The organism is Nitrobacter vulgaris, assembly GCF_002028545.1.
In the GTDB taxonomy this organism is placed as follows: Bacteria; Pseudomonadota; Alphaproteobacteria; order Rhizobiales; family Xanthobacteraceae; genus Nitrobacter; species Nitrobacter vulgaris.
The window spans coordinates 134,580-157,975 of record NZ_MWPQ01000005.1 but is presented as its reverse complement, the minus strand read 5'-3'; the positions used below and the strand labels follow the sequence as shown (position 1 = coordinate 157,975).

Below are 23,396 nucleotides of genomic sequence, written 5' to 3'. Positions count from 1 at the left end.
TCCACGATCAGCATCCCCGACCACCTGCTTCATGACAAAGCAGGCAGCGCAACAGCCAACCTGTAGGGGGTCAATTTTGGACGCCGATCCCCCGGCTTACGGGGTCAATTTTGCATGCCGAATGACAATCTTGCCGTTCGTGTCGATATCGCCGGATTGATGACGTCGAGGTGTAAGGCCCAGATAGGCGCCGACCGTTGAGGCCGATCGGAAGCGTGATGGATCGTCGATGGTGTGGCGGAATGTCAACGCCGTCACGACGCCAACACCAGGAACCGTCATGAGACGACGGCTTATTTCATCGGACCTTGCCAGCTGACGGACCTGGTTATCGAGCTTTCCTTGCTGCTGACAAACCTGTTCGTGGATCGCCAGTAGCGGTTCGATGACAGCGCTGAGCTGATGCTCCCCGCCCAGCAGCTCACTAACTTTCTTTCTGAACGGAAGTGCGATGGCTCTCGGAAACACCAATCCATATTCTTTGATCATGCTGCGAACCTGGTTCTCGATGTCCCTGCGAATGCTGACGAGGCGAGATCGAGCAACGAGAATGGCGCGGATTTTTTGGCTCTCCTCGCTCTTGACCCTGACTTCACGGTACCAGCCAATCCGAACCAGTTCAGCAAGGCCGCGCGCGTCATTCTGATCGCTTTTGTTCATTCGCACCGAGAGGGCCGCGTGTGCATGTCGCGCGTCGATACAGACCACCGGGAGATCAACCCGTCGGAGTTCGTGCCACAGCCAACTCGACATCGCCCCGGTCTCAAAGCCGACGCGCTCCGTATATGGTGCTCGTTTGCGCAGCAGTTCAGCTAAGGCGTTCGGATCAGATTTTGTCTTTCCCTCGAAGACAATCTGTCCTGCCTCGTTGATAACGCACACCGAGGTTTCCTTTTGCGAGACGTCGAGCCCAACATACTGCTTCATGGTAGCCCTCCGATTTGTTCTTGCGTGAGGGCTTAAGATAGCGGACCATTTTGCCGCGGGTGCCGACCGCAATTACGTCATCGTCTCCGATTATTACGGGGGCGAATACGACTGGCCGCGGTTGAGGCTCGCAGAACCTTCTACCAAGCAGAGCATCACTCGCGACATCGTCCCGCAGATTGAGAACCTCACGCCTGACCAGTTGGCGCGCCTCGCCAAGCAGCAGGATTTCTGCACGGGCGCCTATTCGATCAGATGCTTCGGGATTCCGACCAGCAAGCTGAGGGGCTACGTCGAATGGACTTTGGGCAGGCGCGTCCACAACATGCAGGTCCAATCCGCGAAGGCGGCCGAGCGCTTGGCTGCTTCGGAACGCGAGGCCCACCTGGACGCAAAGCGGGCAAGCGATACCGCACAGCGCGCCATCGTGATCGCCGCCCTGAGTATCGTACTCGCGGTTGGCGCCTTTATCTTGATTCTTTGGAAGGCGTTCAGGCCTACTCCGGGCCTGAGGCAAAAAAGCCCGCATGCCGATAGTGCCGACCTTGAGAGTCGCTAGAGCGCCAACTTGGGTGACGAAGCGTTCCAAAGTTCCTGTACCCGGCGCCAGCCTTGAAAATCGGCTCACGGTCTTGCGATGACCGAATGCCGCGTCGTTCAGCAAACCTGCGGACCGCGTCATGAAGGTACCGCAAATTCAACTCACGTTCGAGCAGATACACCGCAATCCTGACGCATGATTGCGTCACACGTTGTCGCGTCCACGCCGCCGCGAAAATAAACAAAGACCAAAAAGATACACGCGTTCGCCAAGCGGATATCGCAACATGAGCCGAAATTGCCGGTCGCGCCGCACTTAGCGCTGAGATCGATCTCGTGATCAAGGCACAAAAAACGGAGACTCCGATGGGCAAGACACCACTGGACGAACAGATCGCTAATGCGCTCGTTAATAACGCGGTCAACGATGGCTTTCTAATCTCAGTCAACGACAGTGATGAAACGGCCGTCAACCGATCACGGAATGTCACCGAAATAACTAACGCGATGTTCAGCGCGAATACGGACACACTCACCCTTAATGTCGAAGAACACCGCGTCGGTGAGGTCACTTTGATTTACGACCGCGGCGGTAAGGGGCTCGATGTGATCAGCGACCACACTGACATTCCTCATATCAACCGTCTGGTCCAATACACGATGAAGCAGTTCGGCTTGTGATCTCAATGGCACCGTCCACTCGGAAACCCGGCGTCACCTGTAATGCCCTACATCTCAGTCCCTGACTGGATCACGAACCAGGTTCCAGGCGCTGTACGCCTTCGTCTATCCGATCCATCTTAAGAGATACAGAGCGCAGGTAAGCAGGTCGCGTCGCTGGCGAATTGCCTATCAGAGCATCACGTTCCTACGATCGAGAAACGCCCTCGCCATCTTCCGAGCCTGCTCTCGTGATGTAGTGAAGGTCTCGCGAGCGCACCCGTCATCAGCCTTTGATTGCCGGCGCAGAGCTACCGTCAGATCGGCAAGGTCTTTCAGGGTGCAAGGCATCGCGATACTCCACAAACGATGGGGAAAAGGTAACGCTGAGTCCCGCAGTTGTAACCCGCTTAGATTTGTTTTTGGCTCATCGAGCGGGCCGACAACCGGCACCAGGCTAGGAACAAGTCGCTTGGTGCTAGCTTGAGTCCCGGTTCTGAGCGTGGAGGCGATTATGCGTGAATCCGGTTGGACGCCGTCGATCGTCCCGAACGATCGCGATCACACGATCTATCTTGTGTTGGATAGCTACAAATCTGGCTCCGTTTGGCACCAAACAGATGTCGACCGAACCGATCTTGAAGCGGTCATCATGGGCATGCTTGAGGGGCGGTATCAAAACCCAGTTCGGGTCGTTGGCTTCAACACATCAGAGAAATGGTCGGAGGATGTCTCGGCCGATGTGGCGCACGAGGTCCGCCGGCGCTGCGATCTGCAACTTCGCGACGTGCCGTTCTACTTGGAGGAGTTCGTGGAGCGCCACGAAGGCCGCTACCACGACATGCAGTTGCCGCTTCCGATCCGTCTGGTGTGATCCGTCTCGTCGCTTGCTACGTTTCGCGGGCCGAATTGCAACACGTTGGAGAGGACTGCATGCGCACTTCTCTAATCTGGTAAGAACGCGTAAACTATCAATGTTTTCAAATTGTATCGCTTCAAATTTTCGGCTGTCGTCGTGCCCAAGCCCGCCTACACCAAAAGAAATGGGATCGGACACGATGCAGCAAGTTTCAAACGACAACGCAGGGACACACTCGGAAACTGTTGCCACAGCGCCACCTCGTAAGAATGCCGACGTGCTAGCTAAGGTCCTGCTGGATATTAAGCTCATGTTGGACATTGAGAAGGTGCTCGCCGAGGAGCTCACTCTCGAAATGCCACTAAGGCGGCGACCGGTTCACGATCAGATATTGAAGATTATCGAGGAGGCTCACACCGTCAGCGCTGCGGAGGGAATACAGGCCGGCTTTCGCAATCGCCAGCGATTAAAATAGGTACCCGCGGCCCGATGGTGATTCGCAAAAGCCTGTGCCTTTTGGGGTCAATCGGTGATGAGCAATGCCGTAGGGGAACAACCCTCCATCAAAGTGCATTGATTCAACTGGAACGGGTGGACCCACAATCCATATGATCCCCGACCCGATCAGGCCCGCTGTCGATTCATTCCAGCGGGCCTTTTTGCAATGCCCGTTCAGACCGCGCCCGGATAGGATACGAACGCACGCAGCAACAGTGCAACTAGCACCACGATACCGATCGTTATAGCAACGATAGAAACTCGGTGCATGCGCGGCAACGCTGACGCGGTCACCTTGGTTCACCAGGAACGTCGGCACAGAAGGAACTTTCCTTAGCGGGCGTGGTTAGGAAGCGTGACGAATCCCGTTTACACCGTGGGACATTCCACCCGAACCATCGACGAGTTTACTGAGCTCTTAATGGCTGCGGAAATCCGCACATTGGTTGATGTCCGAAGTTCGCCCACATCACGCGGGTTTCCGCATTTCAACCGGGAATATCTCGTAAATGCTCTGGAGGGGGCCCAGATCGGATATGTCTATTGCGCCGCGCTGGGCGGTCACAAGGGAAAAGAGCAAGACAATCCCTCCGGAGATCAATGCGTTCTGGCAAAATCAGGGCTTTTATAACTGCGCCGATTACGCGATGAGCAGAGAGTTCATAGCCGGCCTGGAGTATCTCATTGAAACAAGTCAGCGCTAATCGACCGCGATAATGTGTGCTGAAGCCGTTTGGTGGAGATGTCACCGACGAATTATCGCGGACTACCTCATCTCACGTCAGATTCCGGTCGGTCATATACTCGAACCCGGCAAGATCGTTGAGGCTCAGATTACGCCTTCCGCCGAACGCCGAGGAGCGGTCATTGGCTATCCTGGTTAAACCTTAGAGGAGCAGTGATTGCTTAGAGTTCCTGGTTTGACTCTGCTTCGTTCTTAGGAAGCGAATCCGGTCGTCGTAAAGCGACCCGCGGCAACCGTTAAAAAATAGTTCTGAACTGATATCACCCCGTAAGCCGGAGCGATCAACCCCAGCGCACCTCCTGGCGTCTTGTGTATTCCTCGAACGCCTTCTCATGTTCAGGTGCGCACCGGTAACGCGACCAACCGTCCCCCGCCTCGCCGTCGTATTCGGCAAAGAGAAACAGGTAAATACGGAGCCGCTGGTTATCGTCGGAGTTCCGAACGTAAAACGTTCTCATGTCCCCCAGACCTTTGCCCATGGCGACGAGCCGCAAGGGGCTCTCCCTCCACCTGGCCCCTTGTTGAACGATCTACCGATCGTTTGCGCAATGTTGGCATGTCCAGCGCAACCCATTAGACCACCCGGCAAATCATTCGCCCAGGACCGCGACGCCTTGGCGGTTTAGCGATTTGGAACGTCTAGTTCAGGTCTTTTTGGAACGTCTAAGTCAGGCTTTTTCGGAACGTCTAAGGCAGGTTTTTTGGGGACGTCTAGGTCAGGTTTTTTCGGGACGTTTAGGTCTGGAAAGGGTTCCGAGCTCGGAGAAGAAGCCCATTTTTCGGTACTGACGGCGATCTGACGGCAGTGAGCTTTTACGAGCAATCCATCACCGGCGGCACCCAACAGCAGTTCAGCAGCACGCGCTTCTTGAACAGCACTTTCCATCGAGGGAAACGGAGCCGCGCGCTTAGAGTTCCGGGCGATTAGAACCTTCATAAGGTGTGAAGTTCGGCTATCAACGGACCGATACATCAGCCACTACAAACATGTGACGCGCTGTTTGACGCGGCCGCTTTTAGTTGACGACGCCTTAGGGCTTGCCGCGAGCTTACCGGCGTTGCGTCCGAAAACAACCGTTCACAGAGCGTGGGTATGACCTGAGGGTTTGGCGCCGGGCGCTTGCGGCTGGGTGATATAATCAGAGCCAAAATTGATTCGAGGCGACGTATGACCGGTTGGCTTGACTGAATACAGTCACGCTTAAGCAGGAAGCAAGAGTGGCATTTTAAAGCTTTTGAAGTGCTCAAGGGCCAGCGGCGCAGGATTTTGGACGCCGACACCTCCTAAGTTCGGCATGAGCGATGGTTACCTCCCGAAGAAGTAAATCTGCTCAGCCGGCCCTTGGGTCCTGTCAAACGCCATTAAGTTTGGTTGTTGTGAGCGCCCCACCCCTTCCTGCTGCTGTTGCCGCAATTCTTGCTCTTGGTGTTGCTGCCTGCGGGCGGCCTCCTGCCTGGCCTTCTGCGCTGCATACCGCTTGTGACGTTCGCGTTCGGCCGCCTTCTTAGCAACCTGCTTTTGCTCCTTTTCGGCCTGCCGCGCGGCCTGCTTTTCACTTTCTCTGTCCTGCTCGCGAAAATCATTTACCGGAACGGGCGCAACAGCGGGTATAGACTCCACTTGTAGTGGAGGCGTCGATTTAACGATGGTTTCAGCCGGCCTGTCGCTGGACGGGGTGACATCCGCCATGGCAGGTAGAACCACCCTAGCCGCAGGAAGGCTATCTTGCGCTTCGGCAGTTCGCGCTGGCCGAGCATTGACAGCCGCCTTTCCCAGCCGGACCCCGCCTCCAAATCCCGCTCCAATGAGCAGGGCCGCAGTGCCGATCCCTGCAAAAAACATTCCTGGTGCCGAAACCATCGCGACCTCCCTGTTCCCTTACTAAACGCGCGAGATTCAACATGGTTCGCTAGTAAACCTTTTGGTCCCAGAACCTTTTCTTATCACAAACCGTCCCTGACGGTTATCAGACGAGTAAATTAACAAAAATGCCCGCGCCGCTGAAAGATCACGGATTGCCCCTTATTTAACTTAAGGAGCGGCGTTGCGATTTGGTTGTCGCGCTGATGGGGAAGCATGGCGCGATAGCGGGTCAGTAGATGGCGCAAATCGCGGCCATTCAAAGTGCAATTGCAGCTTTGAAGCTGTGCTCGAAGATCTGGACGCTGACGCGGAAGTGGCAATACGCGTGGCATAGTATTCATCGTCCGCGGTAGCCCGCCCCCCTCGTCCTAAGCGGAACAATTTTTCATTCGTGCCGACCGGATGCGCTCTTACGTGGCCTTTTTCGTCTGCGCTGCGACGGCGTTCGACGAATCTCATCGCCGGCGTCACAATAATTCCCTGCAGAATGATGGATATTGGAATGACGAGCGCACTCGTGCTCCAAGACAGGTCGGCCTGCTTGAACCAATATTTACCGAGCGCATACGCCAAATAATAGATAGTACCAATTCCGCGGATACCGAAAAACTAATTGCCAGTCGTTCCGCCCAACGACGTGGCGTGGCCGCAAGGCTGAGCCATCCTGACAGCGGCCGAACGACAAGAATAGTTAGAATCGCAAATAACACCGCTTGTCAGTTCAAGGCGTCAACACGTGCGCTCCTTCAAGATCACCAGCGGAAACCATCATCGATAGACGTTGAAGCTGTTCAGCAAAATCGTGCAATGTTTCGTGGGTATCGGTGATTGCGCTCGGCCGCGCGAAGCGCCCGCCGCGGACTCCCGGAACATCGGCTGGCTAACGTGAAATCAAAATCCTTTCTTCCTGCTCTTGTCTAAGCTCACTTTACGATATCGAAAGCGCGGCGGTTTCCTTGGGAGCTTCACGATGCACACCCTCTCCTGGCTGCCGTCGGCATACACCTTCAATAAAAAGCGCTCGTCGCCTTCTTGAATGATTTCAATCTTTGTTGGTTTCTTCGGCATCGGACCCGGCAGTTTCGACTCGGACCTTCGCGCTCAGTCGTGACTGACCGACACCGTCGCCCGCGTGCTCATCATCGCCCGGGCCGGAGCACGACCTTGATCACACCGTCCTCCTTGTCGCGAAATTTCCTATACATCGCCGGCGCTTCCTCAAGGCTAGCTGGATGCGTGAGGACGAAACTCGGATCAATCTTGCTCTCTTCGATCAGCTTAAGAAGGGGTCTGGTATAAGCCTGCACATGGGTCTGGCCGGTCTTGATAGCGCACCGATAGCCTGCTTCAGACGCGGCGCAGGAAGCTCCTGGTTTGACCTTGCCCACCCAGGAATTGGCAGCATCTCCCTGCCCATTTGCCTTAAACCGCTCGAGCAATTCGCTGAGGCCCCCGCTAAGGAGACTACCCACGCCGCCACCAGCCAACACGCCGCTTAGGTGGCCAAGCAGGTTGCCGAGGGGTTGATCCTGTTGTTTTCCAACCTCAGGCTGAGTTTTGTTTCCGCCTGCGCCATTTAACAGCTCTGCAAGCTTGTCCCTGTTTTGGTAGCCCGCCAACGCGAGCAGGCCTAGCAACGCTGTCATCGATGGCATCCCTCGCGACATATTATTTACTCCCATCTGCCAAGAACTCCCGCTCAACGTTTATTTCCAGTGCTAGTTCCGTCTCCTCCCATGACGCAGCCGTTGCCCTTAGCGGCTACGCGGCGGGCTTTCCTTTCCGGGTCGCACAGGAACTTGAGCGCACGCGAGGGGTTAGGAGCGTCTCTATAACACTGGAGGAAATATGAGACGCTTACTCCTTGCCGCCTGTTTCAGTCTGTCGGCGATCACCGTTGCGTCGGCGCAAAATCCGCCCGCGCAGTCGGGACCTAACAACAACGCAATCAACAGTTCCGGCCACAACAACGCGAATGCCCCGGTGGCCGGTCGCAATAGTTTCACGAAAGGACAGGCTAAGTCGAAACTCCAGGAAGCCGGCTACGCAAACATCACTGATTTGAAAAAGGACAACGCTGGTGTTTGGCGTGGAAAGGCCAGCAAAGGCGGCACCGCCACTGCCGTAAGCGTTGATTTTCAGGGCAATGTCCATTCTGCGCAGTAAGGAAACTTGATAGATGACAGTTACGATTTCTCGTCTTTACGATTCACACACGCAGGCGCAGGCGGCCGTTCAACGGCTTCAAACCGCCGGAGTACCCCAATCGGACATCAGCCTTGTGGCGAATAACTCGGACAGCTGGTTTAATACCGATAAGAATGTTGATCGGGACCGCGATGGCGTTGATGATCGCGTAGAAGGCGCAGGCACCGGTGCCGGCATTGGTGCCGGCGTTGGGGCTGCCGCGGGACTCTTGGCGGGCCTCGGCTTGCTTGCGATCCCAGGGTTGGGGCCAGTTGTTGCGGCTGGCTGGTTGGCGTCGACGGCAGTCGGCGCAGCGGCCGGGGCAACAACCGGCGGCATCGTCGGCGCCCTTACCGAAGCCGGCGTGTCCGAAGAGGACGCTCATTCATACGCAGAAGGCGTCCGTCGCGGCGGGACGCTTGTGTCAGCCAGGGTCGACGAGGGGGATCGAGCCCACCTTGAAGCAGCATTGAATGATTCTGCAGTTAACCTGCAGGAACGCCGCGCCGCCTGGCAAAAGACGGGATGGAGATCGTTCGATCCCTCAAGTCAGCCTTATGGAGCGGAAGAGGTCCGCAAAGAACGACAGCGCTACGGCAGTGGTTTGCGCTAGAAAATTGAGCGGCCCGTGGTGGCGGGCCGCTAACACCTTCAATGACGGGCATCTCAAGGGCCAGTAGGGAAGAGAGGCATCCATAATCTCACACCTCTAGAGAGCACCACCAACGCGGGTACATGATGCCGGCGGATAAATGCCCAGAACGGCGTAAGATCGCGACTCGGGGAATATCTGTCGGACCCATGCGTGACAGTGAACAAAGCTCAGAAGGAAACCGCGGTCTTACAATAACCCCGGCTGCCGTTGCTAATTCGGTCTCCGCCGCGCTGCAGTTAGCCGCCATTTTGTACGGCTCCCCGAGATGCCGAAAATATTTCCCAGCTCACCACGAACATTGCCGCGATCAGCGGGCCGATGACAAAACCGTTCAAGCCGAAGACTTCGATGCCGCCGAGCGTCGAAATCAGCACCACGTAGTCTGGCAGTCTGGTATCCTTGCCGACCAGGAATGGGCGGAGCAGATTGTCCACAAATCCAATCACAAGCACGCCATAAAGGCTTAGTCCGATCCCCTGCCATAGGGCGCCGGTCGCCAGTAAGTAGATCGCAACCGGAAGCCAGACCAATGTCGCGCCGACCGCAGGGATCAGCGATAGGAACGCCATCACCACGGCCCATAGCAGTGCCGCGTGGAATCCCAGGAACCAGAACGCAATGCCGCCAAGCGCACCTTGGACGATGGCGACCACAATCCCACCTTTTACGGTGGCGCGAACGACGTCAGCGAATCTCGTAAAGAGCGCGGACTTTTGGTCGCTGTGGAGTGGGATGGCCTTCTTGATCTTTTCAGCCAGTGCTTTGCCGTCCCGCAACAGGAAGAACAAAAGATAGAGCATGATAACAAGACCGACCATAAAGTCGAACGTGTTCACCCCTATACTGAGCGCCTGCGGGGCGAGAACTTGCCCACCTTTCATCAGCCCGGCCGCGAGCCGTTCGCGCAATGCAGAAAAATCCGTCAGGTTGAACCGCTCGATCAGTCCGGTTGCCCAGGCAGGCAGGGCCTCGAGTATCCGCTGCAAGTAGTTAGCGAAACTGTACTCGCCGGACTGGTACTTCGCGAACACGATCGATGCTTCCTGAACCAGGGAGGTCGTGATCAGTGCAAGCGGCAGAATGACGATCGCAATAATGATCAGAACGGTGACCGCGGCAGCAAGGCTTGGCCGGTCGGGCATCGATGTGAGCAACCTTCGATAAGTTGGCGCAAAAATCACCGCCATGACGATCGCCCAGAGCACAGCGCCGTAGAACGGCTGAAGAACCCAGGCGAAAGCCAGCGTGACGGCGACAAGCAGCAACAGAAAGGCTTGATGTTCAATCCTGCGCACGGCTGGCTCGTTCCCGCGTTCCAATGGCGTTGTAGGACCAATCAAGGAGTTGGCAAGTACGGAAGCGGTCGTCCGATCCTTGCCAACGCTCAATCGCCACTTCAACCAATTCGACCTGGCCGAGCAACTTCAACAAAATCGCGACGCGTTCGTGCGGTCTCAGGCCAGCGAGCGCGCATCTAATTTCCGATTGCGAGGCCGACAGCGTACCAAGCTCCGACCGCGAGAACGCTGTCCGCGGCGATAATGGCAATCAGAAACCGTCCCGATTTGCTGCGTTCAAAAGATGTTCGACCGAGTGGAAAAGCCAGGAAGACTCTGCTGGCATGATGGATGAACATGAGAACTCACAAGTTTTGGCTGTTAGCAAAAGGCGGCCGGCCGACCGCAATTAACGCAGCACGTTTATCGGTCTGCCTGTCACGCTACATGACCGACCAGAGGCGCGCTCTCAAGGAGAGGTGCCAGTGAGAAGCGAGGGCGCAGCTGCGCGATAAGCGTGAAAAGGATGTCCGCGGAAGCCTGGATTGTTCTTTGCAACTGACAGATCGTAAGCGGTTAACAGCTAACGGTTTGTGATTAGTTCTGACTCGCCGTGAACGGGAGCGGGAATATCCAGGCCCTTGGCTTCATATTCATTGAGCTTGTTACGCAATGTGCGAACCGCAATTGCGAGTGTCTTTGCTGCCCGCGTCCGGTTGCCATTGCAAGCACGCAGCGTCTCAATAATGAGATCGCGTTCAACTTCAGCAACCGTTTGTCCAATCAGTAAGGCAATCAGTCCCGTCTCGCTGATTATAGCGTTCGGAACAGCTCCTTTCTCACAAATCCAGCCGTTCAATATTTTCGACCTCTATGATCGAATCATACATGCTTCTTGATGCGCTGGGATTGTGACGATAGGCGGGCAGGCAGCGTATGCTGTAGCCTCTACCAACCTTACCCGGCGGTCGACAACGCGAACTAGATAGGCCACCGCAGCTAGCAGTACCGACAAATCCTTTGTGCAACAGATCCGCGGCGAACATGCCACAATTGCGGCGCGAATCGCACAAAATGTGAGTAACTGATGCGCACTCTTTTGGGGGATCGAATGACAAAGGAACGGCTCAGCGTACAGCAAGGTCAGATCCTGCTGGATGGAACGTCGCTGCGGTGCAGGGTTCGTTACCTCACCCCCACATCCGCAACGATACAGACGTGGGATGCGCCGGTACTACCGTTAGCGTTTTCCTTGCGTGTTCCAAATGCGGGCCTTAATGCGCGGTGTCAGGTTCTCTGGCGAGACGAGCGCCGTCTCGGCGTAACCTTCATCTAAACGATCGATGCGCAGCCTTATGGCGCTCATACGCTTGGCGACGTTCCGAGCGATGCTTGACTTGCCGACCCCGGGCAGCCAGCCAGCGCAATAAGTCTGGGCACCTGCTTTTGTGAAATCGTTATGACGAACGACTTACCTTAAGTTTTCGACCGAATTGGTATTACACTCGACCTTTCTTTCCCGATGCCTTCTCGCGCACAGAAGTGTGCCCAATCGGCCGCCAGCCTCTGGCGCTTCACGATGAGATCGCCACGCCGATATGCGGCTTCAACCTTGTTGCCGACGGTGTGAGCGAGCGCCATCTCTACAACATGGTTTGGAAACGCGGTACTCTCCGCCGCCCAGTCTCTGAATGTGCTCCGAAAGCCGTGAACCGTGATGTCCAAGCGATCCATCCGCCGCAGGACAGCCGCCATTGCCATGTTGCTCAGACCGCCCGCTCTTGGTCCGATGAAAACGTACGGATTATTCTTTTCACGCGGCAGCTCTTTTAGGATTTCAACCGCTTCGTCACTGAGTGGCACGCGATGTTCGCGGCCCGCTTTCATCCCGTTACCCGGAACAGTCCAGGTCCGAGCCGAGAGATCGATCTCGTTCTACCGCGCGCCGAGCGCCTCGCCTGTCCGACCTGCCGTCAGAATTGTAAATTCAAGAGCACGCGCTGCGACGCCGTCCCGCTTTCTAAGCAATGCCATGAAAGCTGGGATATCGGCATAAGGGAGTGCGGCATGATGCTGCGGTTTGGCAAGCCGGGAGCGAGCGGGCAATACGTGTTGCAGATTGCCTTTCCAGCGCGCCGGATTGTCCCCGTCCCGCAGCTTCCGCACAGTAGCCCAATCGAGCACAGCTTCGATCCGACTACGCACCCGGCTTGCGGTTTCAGTTTTCGTCGGCCAGATCGGCTCTCTCCGATCTTCGGCGAGTTAGGCGAAGGCGGACACGTTTGCCGCCGCGTTCGAAGAACTAGTCGAGCTTGGCGAAGATCGGCGGCTGGCATTGATGTGTTCGGAAGCGGTGTGGTGGCGATGCCATCGCCGGATCATCACGGACTACCTGCTGATGAACGGGTACGCTGTGGATCACCTCATGGCGGTCGGACATACCGATCATGCCAAACCGACCCCCGGCGCGCAAAGAACCGCGTCAGGGAAGATCATATATCCGGCCGCCGCACTGGCTTGAGTGCCGGATGTATCGAGGAGTCGCGCCACGCACTAGGAAAAATCATCCCGCTCGGGATGCTCTTCTACGGCGAGCCTGCGATTGTACAAAAATAGTCCCGATCGGTTCTTTTTATGGATTTTCGTCCGTGAGCCTGCTACAATCGTCCCGATAGGGATGATTCATGCAACCGGTCACAGACAGCAAAAGCCTCGGCCTTTTGATCCGCAAGGAGCGCAAGGCGCAAAAACTGACACAGGAACAGCTTGCCGGACTCACGGGGGTCGGCGTGCGTTTCGTGCGCGAGCTTGAAGCCGGCAAAGAAAGTTGCCAGATCGGTCGCGCCCTTCAGGTGACGACAGCTTTGGGTCTTAGCATCTCCGTCGCTGGACGATGGGAGAGTACCCCATGACGCACCTGCTGGATGTCTGGTTCGGCCAGGCGAAAGCCGGTGCCCTCAGCCAGGACGAGGCCGGCGCTCTCAGCTACGCCTACTATCCAAACTACCTCATTGGACAAGAGCAGCGCGCCATCTCCTTTTCGATGCCGTTGCAGGAAGCCCCCTATGCGGATCGAATCGTGCGCCCCTTCTTTTCTGGCCTTCTGCCGGATGAAGGTGCCCGGCAGCGTCTGGCGGGCGCGCTCGGCATTTCAGCCGGCAACGCCTTTGGCCTGCTCGAAGTGATCGGCGGCGAATGTGCGGGAGCCTTGTCGCTCTATCCTCCCGGTCAGGAGCCGCAGTCGTGGGATGGCGACGGCGTTGAAATACTAAGCCCGGCGCGGCTCGAAGAAATCCTCGGCATGCTGCGCGAGCGCCCCCTTCTCGGCGGCGAGGAAGGGGTTCGCTTGTCACTTGCAGGCGCTCAGGACAAGCTCGCTGTTTGCGTTGAAGGGGAAAACATCGGGCTTGCGAAGGGCGGTCGCCCCACAACGCATATCCTAAAGCCCTTAATTCAGGCGCTCGACGGCACCGTCGAGAACGAACTGTTCTGCCTGCGCCTTGCGGCGCGCCTGAAACTCCCGGTTCCTTCCGTTGAAATGCAGCATGGCGGCGCGATTCCCTTTCTGCTGATCGAGCGCTACGACCGCTCCCGGCACAAAGACGGGACGATCACACGCCTGCATCAGGAGGATTTTTGCCAGGCGCTGAGCGTGCCGCCGGAACTCAAATATGAAGAAGAAGGCGGGCCTGGAGCCGAAAGGTCGCTCGACCTGATCGACCGTGCCACGGCGCGCCCGGCAGCGGATCGGCTGGCCTTCATCCGCATGCTCATCTTCCACTACCTCGTCGGCAACGCGGACGCTCACGGGAAGAATTACGCCTTGCTCTATCGCGCCAAGGTTCCGGACCTCGCGCCGCTCTATGATGTCGTCTGCACGGCGGCCTATCCGCGTCTGGCTAAAAAGCTCGCCATGGCTATCGGTGGACGGTCCCTCCCCGACACGATCCAGTTGAAGCACTGGCTCACGCTGGTGCCGGACACGCGGGGCGCGCAGCGTCTGCTGATCAAGGATATGACTGAACTTGCGGGGCGCATCAGAGGTGAAGCCGATAAGCTTCTGGCCGAGTTCGAGGATGCAGGTACCTCACATGAAATCCTCAATACCGTTCGCGGCATCATCGAAACCCGTGCGGCTCATTTGCTGCGGATAACACACGCTTAAGATTTTAACGGAGAGGACTGGGGGATTATGGCTCGCATCGAAAACCATAAGTACAGCATCGAGGAAGCGTTCCGGGAGTGCTTCTACATCGTCCCCGACTATCAACGCGAATACGTCTGGACCGACAAGGAGGTCAACCAGCTCCTTGAGGATATAAACGAGCAGATCGGCAACGGCCATGTACGTGAGTATTTCATCGGCACGATCCTGGTATCCCCTACCTCGCAGAAGAACCACTACGAGGTCATTGATGGTCAGCAGCGACTGACTACTTTCTTCCTGTTGCTGTGCGCGCTGAAGCATATGTTTCGAGGCGAAACCCAGCAGCAGACCATTAGCGGCCTGATCTCGACCAGCTACACCGACAACAGCGGTGAGACACGGACTAACCTGAAGCTGGAACCGCGATATGAAAACGCCGGAGAGGTCATTGCCAAGCTGGTGGAGCTGGACGCCAACCCTCAAGCCGTTCGTGCCGGCATCCAGGCGGCGGGCATTCCGAGCTTCGGCTCGCTGGAGAATTTGGTCAGCGCCTACAGTACGATCTACCGCTATCTGAAGGATAATTACGACGACACGTCCACGCTGAAGAAATACTGGGGCTATCTGGCGAACAACGTCGTGTTCATCCAGATTTCGACCGACGTCAGCAGCGCACTCAAGATTTTTGAAACGATCAATGAGCGCGGCGTTGGTCTGAACCCGATGGACCTTCTGAAAAATCTGTTGTTCACGCAGGTTCCACAAGCCCAGTTCACGCAGCTAAAAGACGAATGGAAAAAGATCACCAGCCCGCTGGAGAAGGAAAAAGAGAAACCGCTGCGTTTCCTTCGCTACTTCCTTATGGCCAACTACGTCATCGACAACGACCGTAGCGACGCCGTGGTGCGCGAGGACGAGATTTACGACTGGTTCGTCAACAAAGACAATGCCGCCCTCTGCGACTATCGCAACAAGCCGTTCGAGTTCGTCCGTAAGATCATCCGCAACGTGGATAGCTACATTTCCTTCGGCAACGGGCTTGGCAATGACGGCAAGCCGAACATCCCAATGGACAGCCTAAAACGGCTGGCCGGTGGTGCGTTCAGTTTGCACTATGTCCTGCTTCTGGCCGCAGCGCCTTTGCCAAAACCCTTGTTCGACCATTTCGTCGCCCAGCTCGAAAGCTTCCTTTTCTATTACATCTTCACCAAAACCCCGACGAAGGATCTGGAGCGGAATTTCTCGTTGTGGGCCGATGAACTGAGGATCATCGCTGGGAAGTCCGACCCGGCGGAGCAACGCGCCGCCCTCAACGCCTTTGTTACGAACCGTTTCCAAAGCAATATGGAGGCGAAATCACAGGAACTGTCCGACGCGCTCAAGCGCCTCACACTTCATACCATGCAGCAATACCGGACCCGTTACCTGCTGGCACGACTCACCCAGCATGTCGAGATGGCATTCAATGGCATCAAATCGCCCGGTAGCCTGGGCTCCTTCGCGGGCCTAGAGATCGAGCATATCCTGCCGAACACGCCTACCGCTGAATTGAGCAATCAATGGGCTGCCGACAATTCTCAGGCCCTCTATGACGACTATAAGAATCGGCTCGGCAACCTGACGCTACTAGAGAAACCGATCAACATCGTCGCCGGGAATGACTTCTACTCCGAGAAAAGGCCGGAATATTGCAAGAGCGGCAACTACCTGACCCGCAGCCTGGTCGAACTTACTAAGGTCGGCCAGAACAGCTCCGTCTCCAGAATCAATGAAAAGCTAAAGGCGTTTCCCGTATGGAACGCCATCTCGATTGACGATCGACATGACATGCTCATCAAGCTGGCAAAGGACGTCTGGCGAACTGCACCCCTGGAAAGCTGACAGCGCCATGGTTAACGCGATCAACCGCTACAATGCTGGTCACAAACGGAAAGGCCAAACAGATCAGTTTCAACGCGCTCGTTGACGCAGGCATGCCGAGGCAGATGCGTACAACGCCGAATGCGTTAAGAAGTACTATGCGGATGACTTGCCGGACGCTCAAAAACTCGCGGCACAGCCTTGATGCTCACACCGCGAAGGGATCATTCCATGACCACGTATCAGCACACCCTGACCATCGGCGACGGCGAGTATCTCGCGCTCTCAGACGCACTCAAACTGATGATTGAGCACTGCGAAGCGCAAATGAAAGCCGGTGAAGGCGCTCCATATAATGCATATAGGCAGTACTGCAACGCGATGCTTGACAGGCTGCGGGCAGCGCCCGCGCAGATAACCAGCACGAACAACTTCTTCAACGAACGATAGACTTCCAAGCGGGGAGGAGATCAACGAGTGACCCCTTCAAGGATTTGCAGAACAGTATAGCTAGGAATGCGGCGCTGATATCCGAGCCGACAGATCATGTGCTTCTCAAACAAGCCGAGGGCAGCAAGGGTCATATTTCGCTGAAGGCAGTCAGCGACGAATACAATCGATTGATACTGCAATAGATAGAACGAAACCGGCCTCGCGGTTTTTGGTCGCGATTGTTCGGCGGATAGCCCCCGACAGACTGATCTAGCCCGGAGCACTTACCAGCGTGTATTCCGACCAAATCGTCTGATTGCGCCATGACGCCAGCCGCCGCACGCAATGAACGCAGTCCTCGCTATCGGTATCTGGGATTGGCGTGTCGTGATAGGTCACATCGTACACCGCTCCGCACTTGCAGGTTTCCTGTGCCATCACTGCTCCATTATGAAAACCAGAACCAAGGCCACGCGATGACGGCGACAAATGTTCCCCGTCGCGACGTGCTAGAAGCAACCGGTGCGGAAAGAAGCAGAATCTCGCTAGCGTTATAAATGGAGGATCGCGGATTCAATCCCGTCCGCCTTACTCGTGGAAATCGTCCTCTCGGCGACGAAATCAACACAGCACATATACAGCCTCGCTCAAGGATTTAATCCCGTGAGTTTAGAGGGTTGCTGTTTTCAGCCTCGTTTCTTCCAACCAAACAAACGGGATCATCAGCCTGGATGATTCCGGAATTTTCAACCCTGAGATGCTCGTTCGCGCGGATCAGAACGCGCAGCTTTTTAAGCGCGCGATACAGATCACGGGCCATAATCAACGCGTCGATATCCTTAAGATCTCGATAGATGTCCGGTGACTCTGCCGCCGCCTTTGAGGTCCAGGATTTGCAGACGGACTCATATGGCGTGAGGCCTTTGAGCGTTTTAAGCCGTCGAGCAAAATTATAGGCGTCAACGAAGTTGGCCAGATGAACGCGTAGTTCGTCATGGCTATCGTAATGATAGCGTTTGACCGTAGCCTCCTTGATAGTCCTGTTCATTCGTTCCACCTGTCCATTGGTCCACGGGTGGTTGGGTTTGGTTAGTCGGTGCTCAATGCCGTGCTCATTGCAAATCTGGTCGAAGCGATGAACCCGGTAGCGCGCCGTCCAACCATTGCGGTTGCGAGGCAGATCCGCGAACTGGATGCCATTGTCGGTAAGGATTGTATGCAGCCGATAGGGCACGGCTGCGATCAAGGCTTCAAGGAAGATGACCGCTGTGGGACGATCGGCTTGTTCATGCAATTGGACGAAGGCGAACTTCGAGGTTCTGTCGATTCCAACGAATATATAGAGTTTGCCTTCCTTCGTCCTGACTTCGGCAATGTCGATGTGGAAGAAGCCGATCGGGTAGGACTTGAACTTTTTCTTCGTGGCCGTGTCGCTTTCGATCTCCGGCAGCCGACTGACGCCATGACGTTGCAGGCAGCGATGCAGGGACGAGCGTGTCAAATGCTTGATCGTGGCCTGAAGAGCATAAAGACAATCGTCCAACGGCAACAGCGTGTGTCGGCGAAAGGCAACGACGATCGCTTCTTCCTCTACCGAAAGAACCGAGGATTTTGGCGTCCTGGGTCCGGTTGGAAGGTCGGCGACCGTAGAACGCTTCTTCCACTTCAAAATGGTCTTGGGGTTGACGTTATAGCGTGCAGCAAGCGCTCTCAGGCTCTCTTGACTATTTTGTATTGCTCGACGGACCGCCTCTGTCGTCGTGGCGCTTCCGTGAAGAATCTGTCCCATAGCGCACCCTTCCAATCCGTGGAAAAGATTGCACCATCAAACCCCGGGATCAAACACCTAGGACCCCCTCAGATTTTCTATTCCTTGATTTCAAATAATACAGTGTCGAATCAATTTCTAGTAGATCACGCCTGTCACGCAGTTTCTTAAAACGTCGAGGATACAACCTTCGATATTCCAAAAGACAGCCTCTTCCGGTTTTTCTTAAAACAGCCCTCACACGCCTGTCTATGTTGATAAAAGGTGATGGTGTCGTTCCTCTTCGAGTAGCTCTAATCGCGCGTTCGGCATAATCACGGATTATCACTGATTTCCAGAAAATCTCATCCGGCTTAATATCGAGCAAATCGATCGGTCTGCTGATGCCTGTGGCTTTCACGCCTGCTGGCGTTTCAAGACGTATCTCAATACGCGGCTTTTCTAGTTCTCCATCGAGCTTGCCCGGCTTGTCGTGATACTTAACGACGATCTTCGATGGCCTTCGCTGGCCATTGAGTTGGCGAATTTTCGTATCAATCGAATAGTGCGTGGCTTGAAAGCGAAAAGTCTCGTCGGTTGACCGTTGATATTTTTGCGCCGTGTACCGATCTAATAGTTCGACGAATGCATCGCGATCGACGTCATCGCGCACATCGAACTCATAGGCGATATGGACGGCGCTAAGAGAAACACCATTCCCGAAATATTCGTCGAGAATCTGAATCGCCTCAGCACTAAGACGCCAGCCCATGAAGTTTTCCCCTACCAAAACTTCTTCATCCCAAAGTTTTGAAACGCCTGCGCTTCGCAAAGCGTTTTTGAGTTCGATCGGAGGCCGCTTTATCCTCCAAAACCGTTCGATCGAGTCACAGTATCCACGGCCAAAAGCGATTGACTTGTTTGCAGCGAATAAGTCTCCAACGTGTCGGCGTCTTATTGACTTTGCCATTCTGTGAGGTCCTTGCGTATTACGTGGTGAATTGACTTGCTGAGTTTTGTAAGCGGGGCACCGTCGCCGCGCTTGGTGGTTTCGAATGACAGATCGTTTGACCATGGTAGGACCTCATAGGGTTTAGATTCAGAATTGCCCGACTAGCGGTCGGGCGCGGTATGGCGTCGTATGCCATGCGTCATTCATCGTCGGGGTCGGCGCTATGATCGTGATGATGTTCTTCGGCATGAGCCGATCGCTGGGCGGTCTTGACGCGCCATGGAGCGTCGCTGCAAACCTTGCCCTGCTTCTTCAGTTTCCGCTTGTGCACTCAGCTCTGCTGGGACGACGCGGCGCCAAGCTGCTGGCGCGCGCAGCACCCAGGCCGATTGGCCAAGACCTTGCAACGACAACTTACGCCACTATTGCCTCCGTGCAGGTAGCTCTGTTCTTTCTGGGCTAGTCTCCGAGCGGAATCATTTGGTGGCAAGCCCAAGGCTTTGCACTGGCAACTCTCTGCACTCTTTATCTCGTGAGTTGGCTCTTGCTTCTCAAAGCAATTCGTGACGCGGGCTTCGCGCAGCAAATAGGCTTTCTGGGCTGGTGGGCCGTCTATCGCATGGTCCCGCCATGCTACGCGCCCATGCCCCAACGTGGTCTTTTCCGTTTCTGCCGGCAACCAATCTACGTCGCCTTTGCGATGACACTCTGGACGGTCCCAACATGGACCCCAGACCAGCTCGAAGTGGCGCTCGTCCTGACACTTTATTGCGTGACCGGGCCACTGTTGAAGGAGCGTCGTTTCTCCCGTCGTTTTGGCGAACAGTTTCGGGCCTATCAGAAGCGGGTGCCCTATTGGCTTCCCTTGTACCGAAGGCGAATGCCGCCTGCCAAGCCGGACGACGTATGAAAAACGACCTCTCCATCTACGAGAAGCACGCTGACACATGGTGGAGCGGTGAGACTCGATGGCTGCGCACACTACATAAAATGGCGCCTGCGCGCATGATGATGATTGACCCGCTGGTCGGCGATTGGGTCAACAAACGCGTGTTGGATTTGGGCTGTGGCGGCGGCTTCCTTGCGGAAGAGTTGTCACGTCGAGGCGCCAAAGTTGTCGGCGTCGACCCATCGCACGGTGCGATTGCCGCTGGCGTGGACCATGCCCGTCTGTCCGGGCTCGAGATCGACTACATCGTGGGCGCCGGCGAGAGTATTCCATTGCCCGACGCGTCCTGTGACGTGGTCGTCTGTGTGGACGTTCTGGAGCATGTCGCCGATCTTCCCAGGGTGATTGCCGATGTCCGGCGCGTGTTGCGACATGGGGGGCTGTTCATATTCGATACCATCAACCGCACTTGGCTTGCCAAATTCGTAATCATCACTCTGGGCGAGCGCGTTCTTCGATTGCTGCCGCAGGGCGCGCACGACAGTGACCTCTTCATTAAGCCAACCGAGCTTCTCGAAGTCTTACTACAGGCAGGTTTTCAAGTCGGACCTATGTGTGGCTTCGGCCCACGTGGAATTGACCGGCACCTCGACTTTACGTTCGGGCCCCATCCGTTCGAGAGCATTATGTATCTTGGTCACGCGCGAGCCAGGTAGTAAAAATTTCTCGCACAAGCACACAAGCAATGAGCTTCGCGCTTAAGTATTCGACCGAATTGGTATTACGAGCGACTCCGTTTTCCCGATGCCTATCCGAGTGCAAAATTTTGCCCAATCAGCAGCCAGCTGCCGACGCTTCGCTAAGAGATCGCCGCGTCGATATGCGGCCTCAACCTTGTTGCCCACGGTATGAGCGAGCGCCATTTCCACAACATGATTGGGAAACGCGGTGCTCTCCGCGGCCCAATCGCGGAATGTGCTCCGAAAGCCGTGGACGGTGATGTCCACGCGGTCCATCCGCCGTAAGACAGCTGCCATGGCCATGTTGCTCAGACCACCGGCTCTTGGCCCGATGAAAACGTACGAATTGTCCTTTTCACGTGGCAGGCCTTTTAAAATTTCGACCGCTTCGTTGCTGAGCGCAACGCGGTGTTCGCGGCCTGCTTTCATCCTGTTACCCGGTACGGTCCATGTCCGAGCCGCGAAATCGATCTCGTCCCATTGAGCGCCCACCACCTCGCCTGTTCGGGCAGCTGTTAGAATTACAAATTCAAGCGCGCGCGCTGCCACGCCCTCCCTTTTTCTGAGCAATGCCGTGAAAGCCGGAATTTCGGCATAAGGAAGAGCCGCATGGTGCTCCGGTTTGGCGAGCCGCGCGCGGGCAGGCAAAACATGCTGCAGGTTGCCTTTCCAACGCGCCGGGTTATCGCCGTCCCGTAGTTTTCGAACAGTCGCCCAATCGAGGATGGCTTCGATCCGGCTGCGCACCCGACTGGCCGTCTCAGTTTTGATAGGCCAAATTGGCTCAAGGACCAATAGAACCGACCCTATGTCAATGTCCGCCACAGCGAGCTTGCCAATTTTGGGAAAGACATACTCCCTTAGGGTGGAGATGAACTGGTTGCGGTGTTTTGCATTTCTCCATTTCGCTTGATGGGCATCGAAATACGCCGTGGCAGCTTCTTGGAAAGTGACCGCCTTTGATATTTCTAGAGCCGCTTTCGTACGCTCAGCCTTGCGCGCTTCGATCGGATCGACGCCATCGAGAAGTTGTTGTCTGGCTTTTCGGGCGCGTTCACGTGCGTCCTTAAGGCTCACGGTATGAAGTGCACCAAGCCCCATCCAGCGCTCGCGGCCGTTTCGCTCAAAGCGCAGGAGCCAGGATTTCGCTCCGCTGGGCGTTATTTGGAGGCAGAGGCCTTGACCGTCGCCGTAGCGTCCCGGCGCTCTTAGCGTATCAACCTGCCGCGCATTTAAGGCCACCGTTCGGCCCCCGAATTGACCCCCGGCCGAGCAGCCGGTTCTCACCGGTTTATATCGGTAGTCGCTGGCGCTCAGTAAGGTCGTATCCTACAGTAACCTTAACGCTTTTTATCCACTAACGGCTCTCTCCGGCTTCTCTTGAGTTAGGCGGAGGCGGACTCCCTCTCCGCCATTTTGCCCACCACTCCGGTATAGCGCTGGGCACGCCAATCCCCGCCAATTGCCGCACTGATGTCGCGTCTATGGAGGTTGTCCGTTCAAAGCATTCACGCCCGAAATCTTAGCGTCTCCACAAAAAGGGTGAAGGCAGACGAGGCGTGTTGGCGGTGCGGATAATAGAGATGGTAGCCCGGCAGGTCGGGCGTGAATTTGCCCAGCACGCGCATCAGCCGGCCCCCATCCAGATGATGCCGGACCTGGTCGAGCGGCAGGTAGGCGAGGCCGTGACCGTCGAGCGCGGCATCAAGGATCAGGTCGATGGTATTGAAGACGAGCGGCCCGTCGACCCTCACCCGCGTCTCGCGGCCGCCGCGCGCCAGCCGCCATTTGTTCAGCGTCCCGGATGTAGGCAGCCGCAAGTTGATCGCGCGATGATCGATCAGTTGCGCGGGTGAATTGGGAACAGCATGTCTGCGAAAATAGTCCGGCGAGCCGACGACCGCCATCGGCGTATCAGGCCCAATCCGCATCGCGATCATGTTCTTGGCGACTTCTCCGCCCAGGCGGACACCTGCGTCGAAACGATCGGCCACCACATCGGCGAGGCCGTAATCGATGGTCATCTCCACCCTTATGTCCGGGTTGTCCGCAAGCAGCCGCTTCATCGCCGGCACGATGATGGTCTTGGCCGCATGCTCCACCGTGGTAAGGCGGATCGTGCCGGACGGCCGGTCACGAAGCTCACCCAGCGAGGCGATTGCCGCATCTAGATCGTGCAGCATGGGACCGAGCGTTGCGATCAGCCGCTCTCCGGCATCCGTGGGGGCGACGCTTCGCGTCGTGCGCGAGAGCAGCCGTAAGCCTAAACGCTCCTCCGTGCGCCGCACAATCTGGCTGAGCGCCGATTGCGCCATGCCGAGCCGGATCGCGGCCCTGGTGAAGCTGCGCTCCTCGGCAACCACGACGAAAGCCGCCAGATCGGCGATCTCGTCCCGCCGCATTTATCACCTCAATGA

At 56.2% G+C, this 23,396-nt stretch carries 29 protein-coding genes and 3 pseudogenes; 18 read left to right on the top strand and 14 right to left on the bottom strand.

Annotated features, from left to right (window positions below; genetic code table 11):
* Positions 1 to 126: 126 nt before the first annotated feature.
* Positions 127 to 927 (bottom strand): annotated as a pseudogene (locus B2M20_RS02595) (IS110 family RNA-guided transposase); the annotation flags it as partial.
* 121 nt (positions 928 to 1,048) lie between these two features.
* On the opposite strand from B2M20_RS02595, the gene B2M20_RS02590 reads away from it, so the two are divergent.
* The 7 genes and pseudogenes from B2M20_RS02590 to B2M20_RS20650 all read left to right on the top strand — a co-directional run bounded on the left by B2M20_RS02590 (position 1,049) and on the right by B2M20_RS20650 (position 4,368).
* Positions 1,049 to 1,486, top strand: a complete 438-nt coding sequence (locus tag B2M20_RS02590) for a hypothetical protein (RefSeq protein ID WP_079445532.1) — start codon at positions 1,049 to 1,051, stop codon at positions 1,484 to 1,486.
* A 347-nt stretch (positions 1,487 to 1,833) separates the two neighbouring features.
* Complete coding sequence (locus B2M20_RS02585; protein WP_244553389.1) at positions 1,834 to 2,148, top strand: hypothetical protein; 315 nt, start codon at positions 1,834 to 1,836, stop codon at positions 2,146 to 2,148.
* 493 nt (positions 2,149 to 2,641) lie between these two features.
* On the top strand, positions 2,642 to 3,001 hold the full coding sequence (locus tag B2M20_RS02580) for a hypothetical protein (RefSeq protein ID WP_079445530.1): 360 nt from the start codon (positions 2,642 to 2,644) through the stop codon (positions 2,999 to 3,001).
* A gap of 295 nt (positions 3,002 to 3,296) precedes the next feature.
* Entirely contained in the window at positions 3,297 to 3,461 is a 165-nt protein-coding gene (locus B2M20_RS19385; RefSeq protein WP_158081487.1) for a hypothetical protein, read from the top strand.
* Between the two features lie 444 nt (positions 3,462 to 3,905).
* Positions 3,906 to 4,010 (top strand): annotated as a pseudogene (locus B2M20_RS20075) (DUF488 family protein); the annotation flags it as partial.
* A 10-nt stretch (positions 4,011 to 4,020) separates the two neighbouring features.
* On the top strand, positions 4,021 to 4,188 hold the full coding sequence (locus B2M20_RS20070; RefSeq protein WP_244553394.1) for a hypothetical protein: 168 nt from the start codon (positions 4,021 to 4,023) through the stop codon (positions 4,186 to 4,188).
* A gap of 12 nt (positions 4,189 to 4,200) precedes the next feature.
* A complete protein-coding gene (locus tag B2M20_RS20650; RefSeq protein WP_309775761.1) occupies positions 4,201 to 4,368 on the top strand; it encodes a DUF488 family protein in 168 nt (55 codons plus the stop codon).
* Between the two features lie 142 nt (positions 4,369 to 4,510).
* Here B2M20_RS20650 and B2M20_RS02565 read toward each other — a convergent pair whose 3' ends face one another.
* The 4 genes from B2M20_RS02565 to B2M20_RS20725 form a co-directional block, all read right to left on the bottom strand.
* Positions 4,511 to 4,723: a hypothetical protein gene (locus B2M20_RS02565; protein WP_079445528.1), complete on the bottom strand. Its 213-nt coding sequence runs from the start codon at positions 4,721 to 4,723 to the stop codon at positions 4,511 to 4,513.
* Between the two features lie 812 nt (positions 4,724 to 5,535).
* Positions 5,536 to 5,919, bottom strand: coding sequence for a hypothetical protein (locus tag B2M20_RS02560; RefSeq protein ID WP_139372815.1), 384 nt, complete (start codon positions 5,917 to 5,919; stop codon positions 5,536 to 5,538).
* Between the two features lie 1,065 nt (positions 5,920 to 6,984).
* Positions 6,985 to 7,161, bottom strand: a complete 177-nt coding sequence (locus B2M20_RS19380; RefSeq protein WP_158081486.1) for a hypothetical protein — start codon at positions 7,159 to 7,161, stop codon at positions 6,985 to 6,987.
* Positions 7,162 to 7,232: 71 nt separating this feature from the next.
* Entirely contained in the window at positions 7,233 to 7,739 is a 507-nt protein-coding gene (locus tag B2M20_RS20725; protein ID WP_244553388.1) for a YidB family protein, read from the bottom strand.
* A 202-nt stretch (positions 7,740 to 7,941) separates the two neighbouring features.
* Here B2M20_RS20725 and B2M20_RS02545 point away from each other — a divergent pair, with 202 nt between their 5' ends.
* Both B2M20_RS02545 and B2M20_RS20065 read left to right on the top strand, forming a co-directional pair.
* Complete coding sequence (locus B2M20_RS02545; RefSeq protein WP_079445526.1) at positions 7,942 to 8,259, top strand: hypothetical protein; 318 nt, start codon at positions 7,942 to 7,944, stop codon at positions 8,257 to 8,259.
* Between the two features lie 13 nt (positions 8,260 to 8,272).
* Positions 8,273 to 8,893, top strand: coding sequence for a hypothetical protein (locus B2M20_RS20065; protein WP_079445525.1), 621 nt, complete (start codon positions 8,273 to 8,275; stop codon positions 8,891 to 8,893).
* A 278-nt stretch (positions 8,894 to 9,171) separates the two neighbouring features.
* On the opposite strand, the gene B2M20_RS02535 is transcribed toward B2M20_RS20065, so the two are convergent.
* Together B2M20_RS02535 and B2M20_RS02530 are read right to left on the bottom strand one after the other, a co-directional pair.
* A complete protein-coding gene (locus tag B2M20_RS02535; protein ID WP_079445547.1) occupies positions 9,172 to 10,230 on the bottom strand; it encodes an AI-2E family transporter in 1,059 nt (352 codons plus the stop codon).
* Positions 10,231 to 10,795: 565 nt separating this feature from the next.
* Positions 10,796 to 11,071 (bottom strand): helix-turn-helix domain-containing protein, encoded by a 276-nt coding sequence (locus B2M20_RS02530; protein WP_079445524.1) that lies wholly within the window; start codon positions 11,069 to 11,071, stop codon positions 10,796 to 10,798.
* Between the two features lie 252 nt (positions 11,072 to 11,323).
* Between B2M20_RS02530 and B2M20_RS19935 the strand changes: the two genes are divergently transcribed.
* Positions 11,324 to 11,548, top strand: coding sequence for a hypothetical protein (locus B2M20_RS19935; protein WP_210189115.1), 225 nt, complete (start codon positions 11,324 to 11,326; stop codon positions 11,546 to 11,548).
* A 140-nt stretch (positions 11,549 to 11,688) separates the two neighbouring features.
* On the opposite strand, the gene B2M20_RS20635 is transcribed toward B2M20_RS19935, so the two are convergent.
* Together B2M20_RS20635 and B2M20_RS20630 are read right to left on the bottom strand one after the other, a co-directional pair.
* Entirely contained in the window at positions 11,689 to 12,141 is a 453-nt protein-coding gene (locus B2M20_RS20635; protein ID WP_309775768.1) for a tyrosine-type recombinase/integrase, read from the bottom strand.
* Between the two features lie 6 nt (positions 12,142 to 12,147).
* A complete protein-coding gene (locus tag B2M20_RS20630; protein ID WP_374708924.1) occupies positions 12,148 to 12,450 on the bottom strand; it encodes a phage integrase central domain-containing protein in 303 nt (100 codons plus the stop codon).
* Positions 12,451 to 12,541: 91 nt separating this feature from the next.
* Here B2M20_RS20630 and B2M20_RS02520 point away from each other — a divergent pair, with 91 nt between their 5' ends.
* The 5 genes from B2M20_RS02520 (at position 12,542) to B2M20_RS02500 (ending at position 16,669) form a co-directional block, all read left to right on the top strand.
* Positions 12,542 to 12,733, top strand: a complete 192-nt coding sequence (locus B2M20_RS02520; protein WP_244553393.1) for a DUF488 domain-containing protein — start codon at positions 12,542 to 12,544, stop codon at positions 12,731 to 12,733.
* A 163-nt stretch (positions 12,734 to 12,896) separates the two neighbouring features.
* Positions 12,897 to 13,124: a helix-turn-helix domain-containing protein gene (locus B2M20_RS02515; protein ID WP_079445523.1), complete on the top strand. Its 228-nt coding sequence runs from the start codon at positions 12,897 to 12,899 to the stop codon at positions 13,122 to 13,124.
* Positions 13,121 to 14,377: a type II toxin-antitoxin system HipA family toxin gene (locus B2M20_RS02510; RefSeq protein ID WP_079445522.1), complete on the top strand. Its 1,257-nt coding sequence runs from the start codon at positions 13,121 to 13,123 to the stop codon at positions 14,375 to 14,377. Before B2M20_RS02515 ends, B2M20_RS02510 begins: the two co-directional genes overlap by 4 nt.
* A gap of 27 nt (positions 14,378 to 14,404) precedes the next feature.
* The gene (locus tag B2M20_RS02505; protein WP_079445521.1) at positions 14,405 to 16,240 is read left to right on the top strand and encodes a DUF262 domain-containing protein; all 1,836 of its coding nucleotides are present in this window, start codon (positions 14,405 to 14,407) and stop codon (positions 16,238 to 16,240) included.
* Between the two features lie 210 nt (positions 16,241 to 16,450).
* The gene (locus tag B2M20_RS02500; protein WP_079445520.1) at positions 16,451 to 16,669 is read left to right on the top strand and encodes a hypothetical protein; all 219 of its coding nucleotides are present in this window, start codon (positions 16,451 to 16,453) and stop codon (positions 16,667 to 16,669) included.
* A 252-nt stretch (positions 16,670 to 16,921) separates the two neighbouring features.
* Here the strand turns inward: B2M20_RS02500 and B2M20_RS19375 are convergent, their stop codons facing one another.
* From B2M20_RS19375 to B2M20_RS02490, 3 genes and pseudogenes are all read right to left on the bottom strand, one after another.
* Positions 16,922 to 17,089, bottom strand: a complete 168-nt coding sequence (locus B2M20_RS19375; RefSeq protein ID WP_158081485.1) for a hypothetical protein — start codon at positions 17,087 to 17,089, stop codon at positions 16,922 to 16,924.
* A 445-nt stretch (positions 17,090 to 17,534) separates the two neighbouring features.
* Positions 17,535 to 18,440 (bottom strand): annotated as a pseudogene (locus B2M20_RS02495) (IS481 family transposase); the annotation flags it as partial.
* Between the two features lie 49 nt (positions 18,441 to 18,489).
* Positions 18,490 to 19,368: a hypothetical protein gene (locus B2M20_RS02490; RefSeq protein ID WP_139372814.1), complete on the bottom strand. Its 879-nt coding sequence runs from the start codon at positions 19,366 to 19,368 to the stop codon at positions 18,490 to 18,492.
* A 205-nt stretch (positions 19,369 to 19,573) separates the two neighbouring features.
* Between B2M20_RS02490 and B2M20_RS19855 the strand changes: the two genes are divergently transcribed.
* From B2M20_RS19855 to ubiG, 3 genes are all read left to right on the top strand, one after another.
* Positions 19,574 to 19,813: a hypothetical protein gene (locus B2M20_RS19855; RefSeq protein WP_201789004.1), complete on the top strand. Its 240-nt coding sequence runs from the start codon at positions 19,574 to 19,576 to the stop codon at positions 19,811 to 19,813.
* Between the two features lie 81 nt (positions 19,814 to 19,894).
* Positions 19,895 to 20,260, top strand: a complete 366-nt coding sequence (locus B2M20_RS19850; protein ID WP_201789003.1) for a methyltransferase family protein — start codon at positions 19,895 to 19,897, stop codon at positions 20,258 to 20,260.
* Positions 20,257 to 20,955: a bifunctional 2-polyprenyl-6-hydroxyphenol methylase/3-demethylubiquinol 3-O-methyltransferase UbiG gene (gene ubiG / locus B2M20_RS02480; RefSeq protein WP_079445518.1), complete on the top strand. Its 699-nt coding sequence runs from the start codon at positions 20,257 to 20,259 to the stop codon at positions 20,953 to 20,955. Before B2M20_RS19850 ends, ubiG begins: the two co-directional genes overlap by 4 nt.
* A 42-nt stretch (positions 20,956 to 20,997) precedes the next feature.
* Here ubiG and B2M20_RS02475 read toward each other — a convergent pair whose 3' ends face one another.
* Both B2M20_RS02475 and B2M20_RS02470 read right to left on the bottom strand, forming a co-directional pair.
* Positions 20,998 to 22,221 carry a tyrosine-type recombinase/integrase gene (locus B2M20_RS02475; RefSeq protein WP_079445517.1) on the bottom strand — a complete coding sequence of 408 codons (1,224 nt, stop codon included), beginning with the start codon at positions 22,219 to 22,221 and terminating at the stop codon, positions 20,998 to 21,000.
* Between the two features lie 266 nt (positions 22,222 to 22,487).
* Positions 22,488 to 23,381 carry a LysR family transcriptional regulator gene (locus tag B2M20_RS02470; protein WP_079445516.1) on the bottom strand — a complete coding sequence of 298 codons (894 nt, stop codon included), beginning with the start codon at positions 23,379 to 23,381 and terminating at the stop codon, positions 22,488 to 22,490.
* Positions 23,382 to 23,396: the final 15 nt, after the last annotated feature.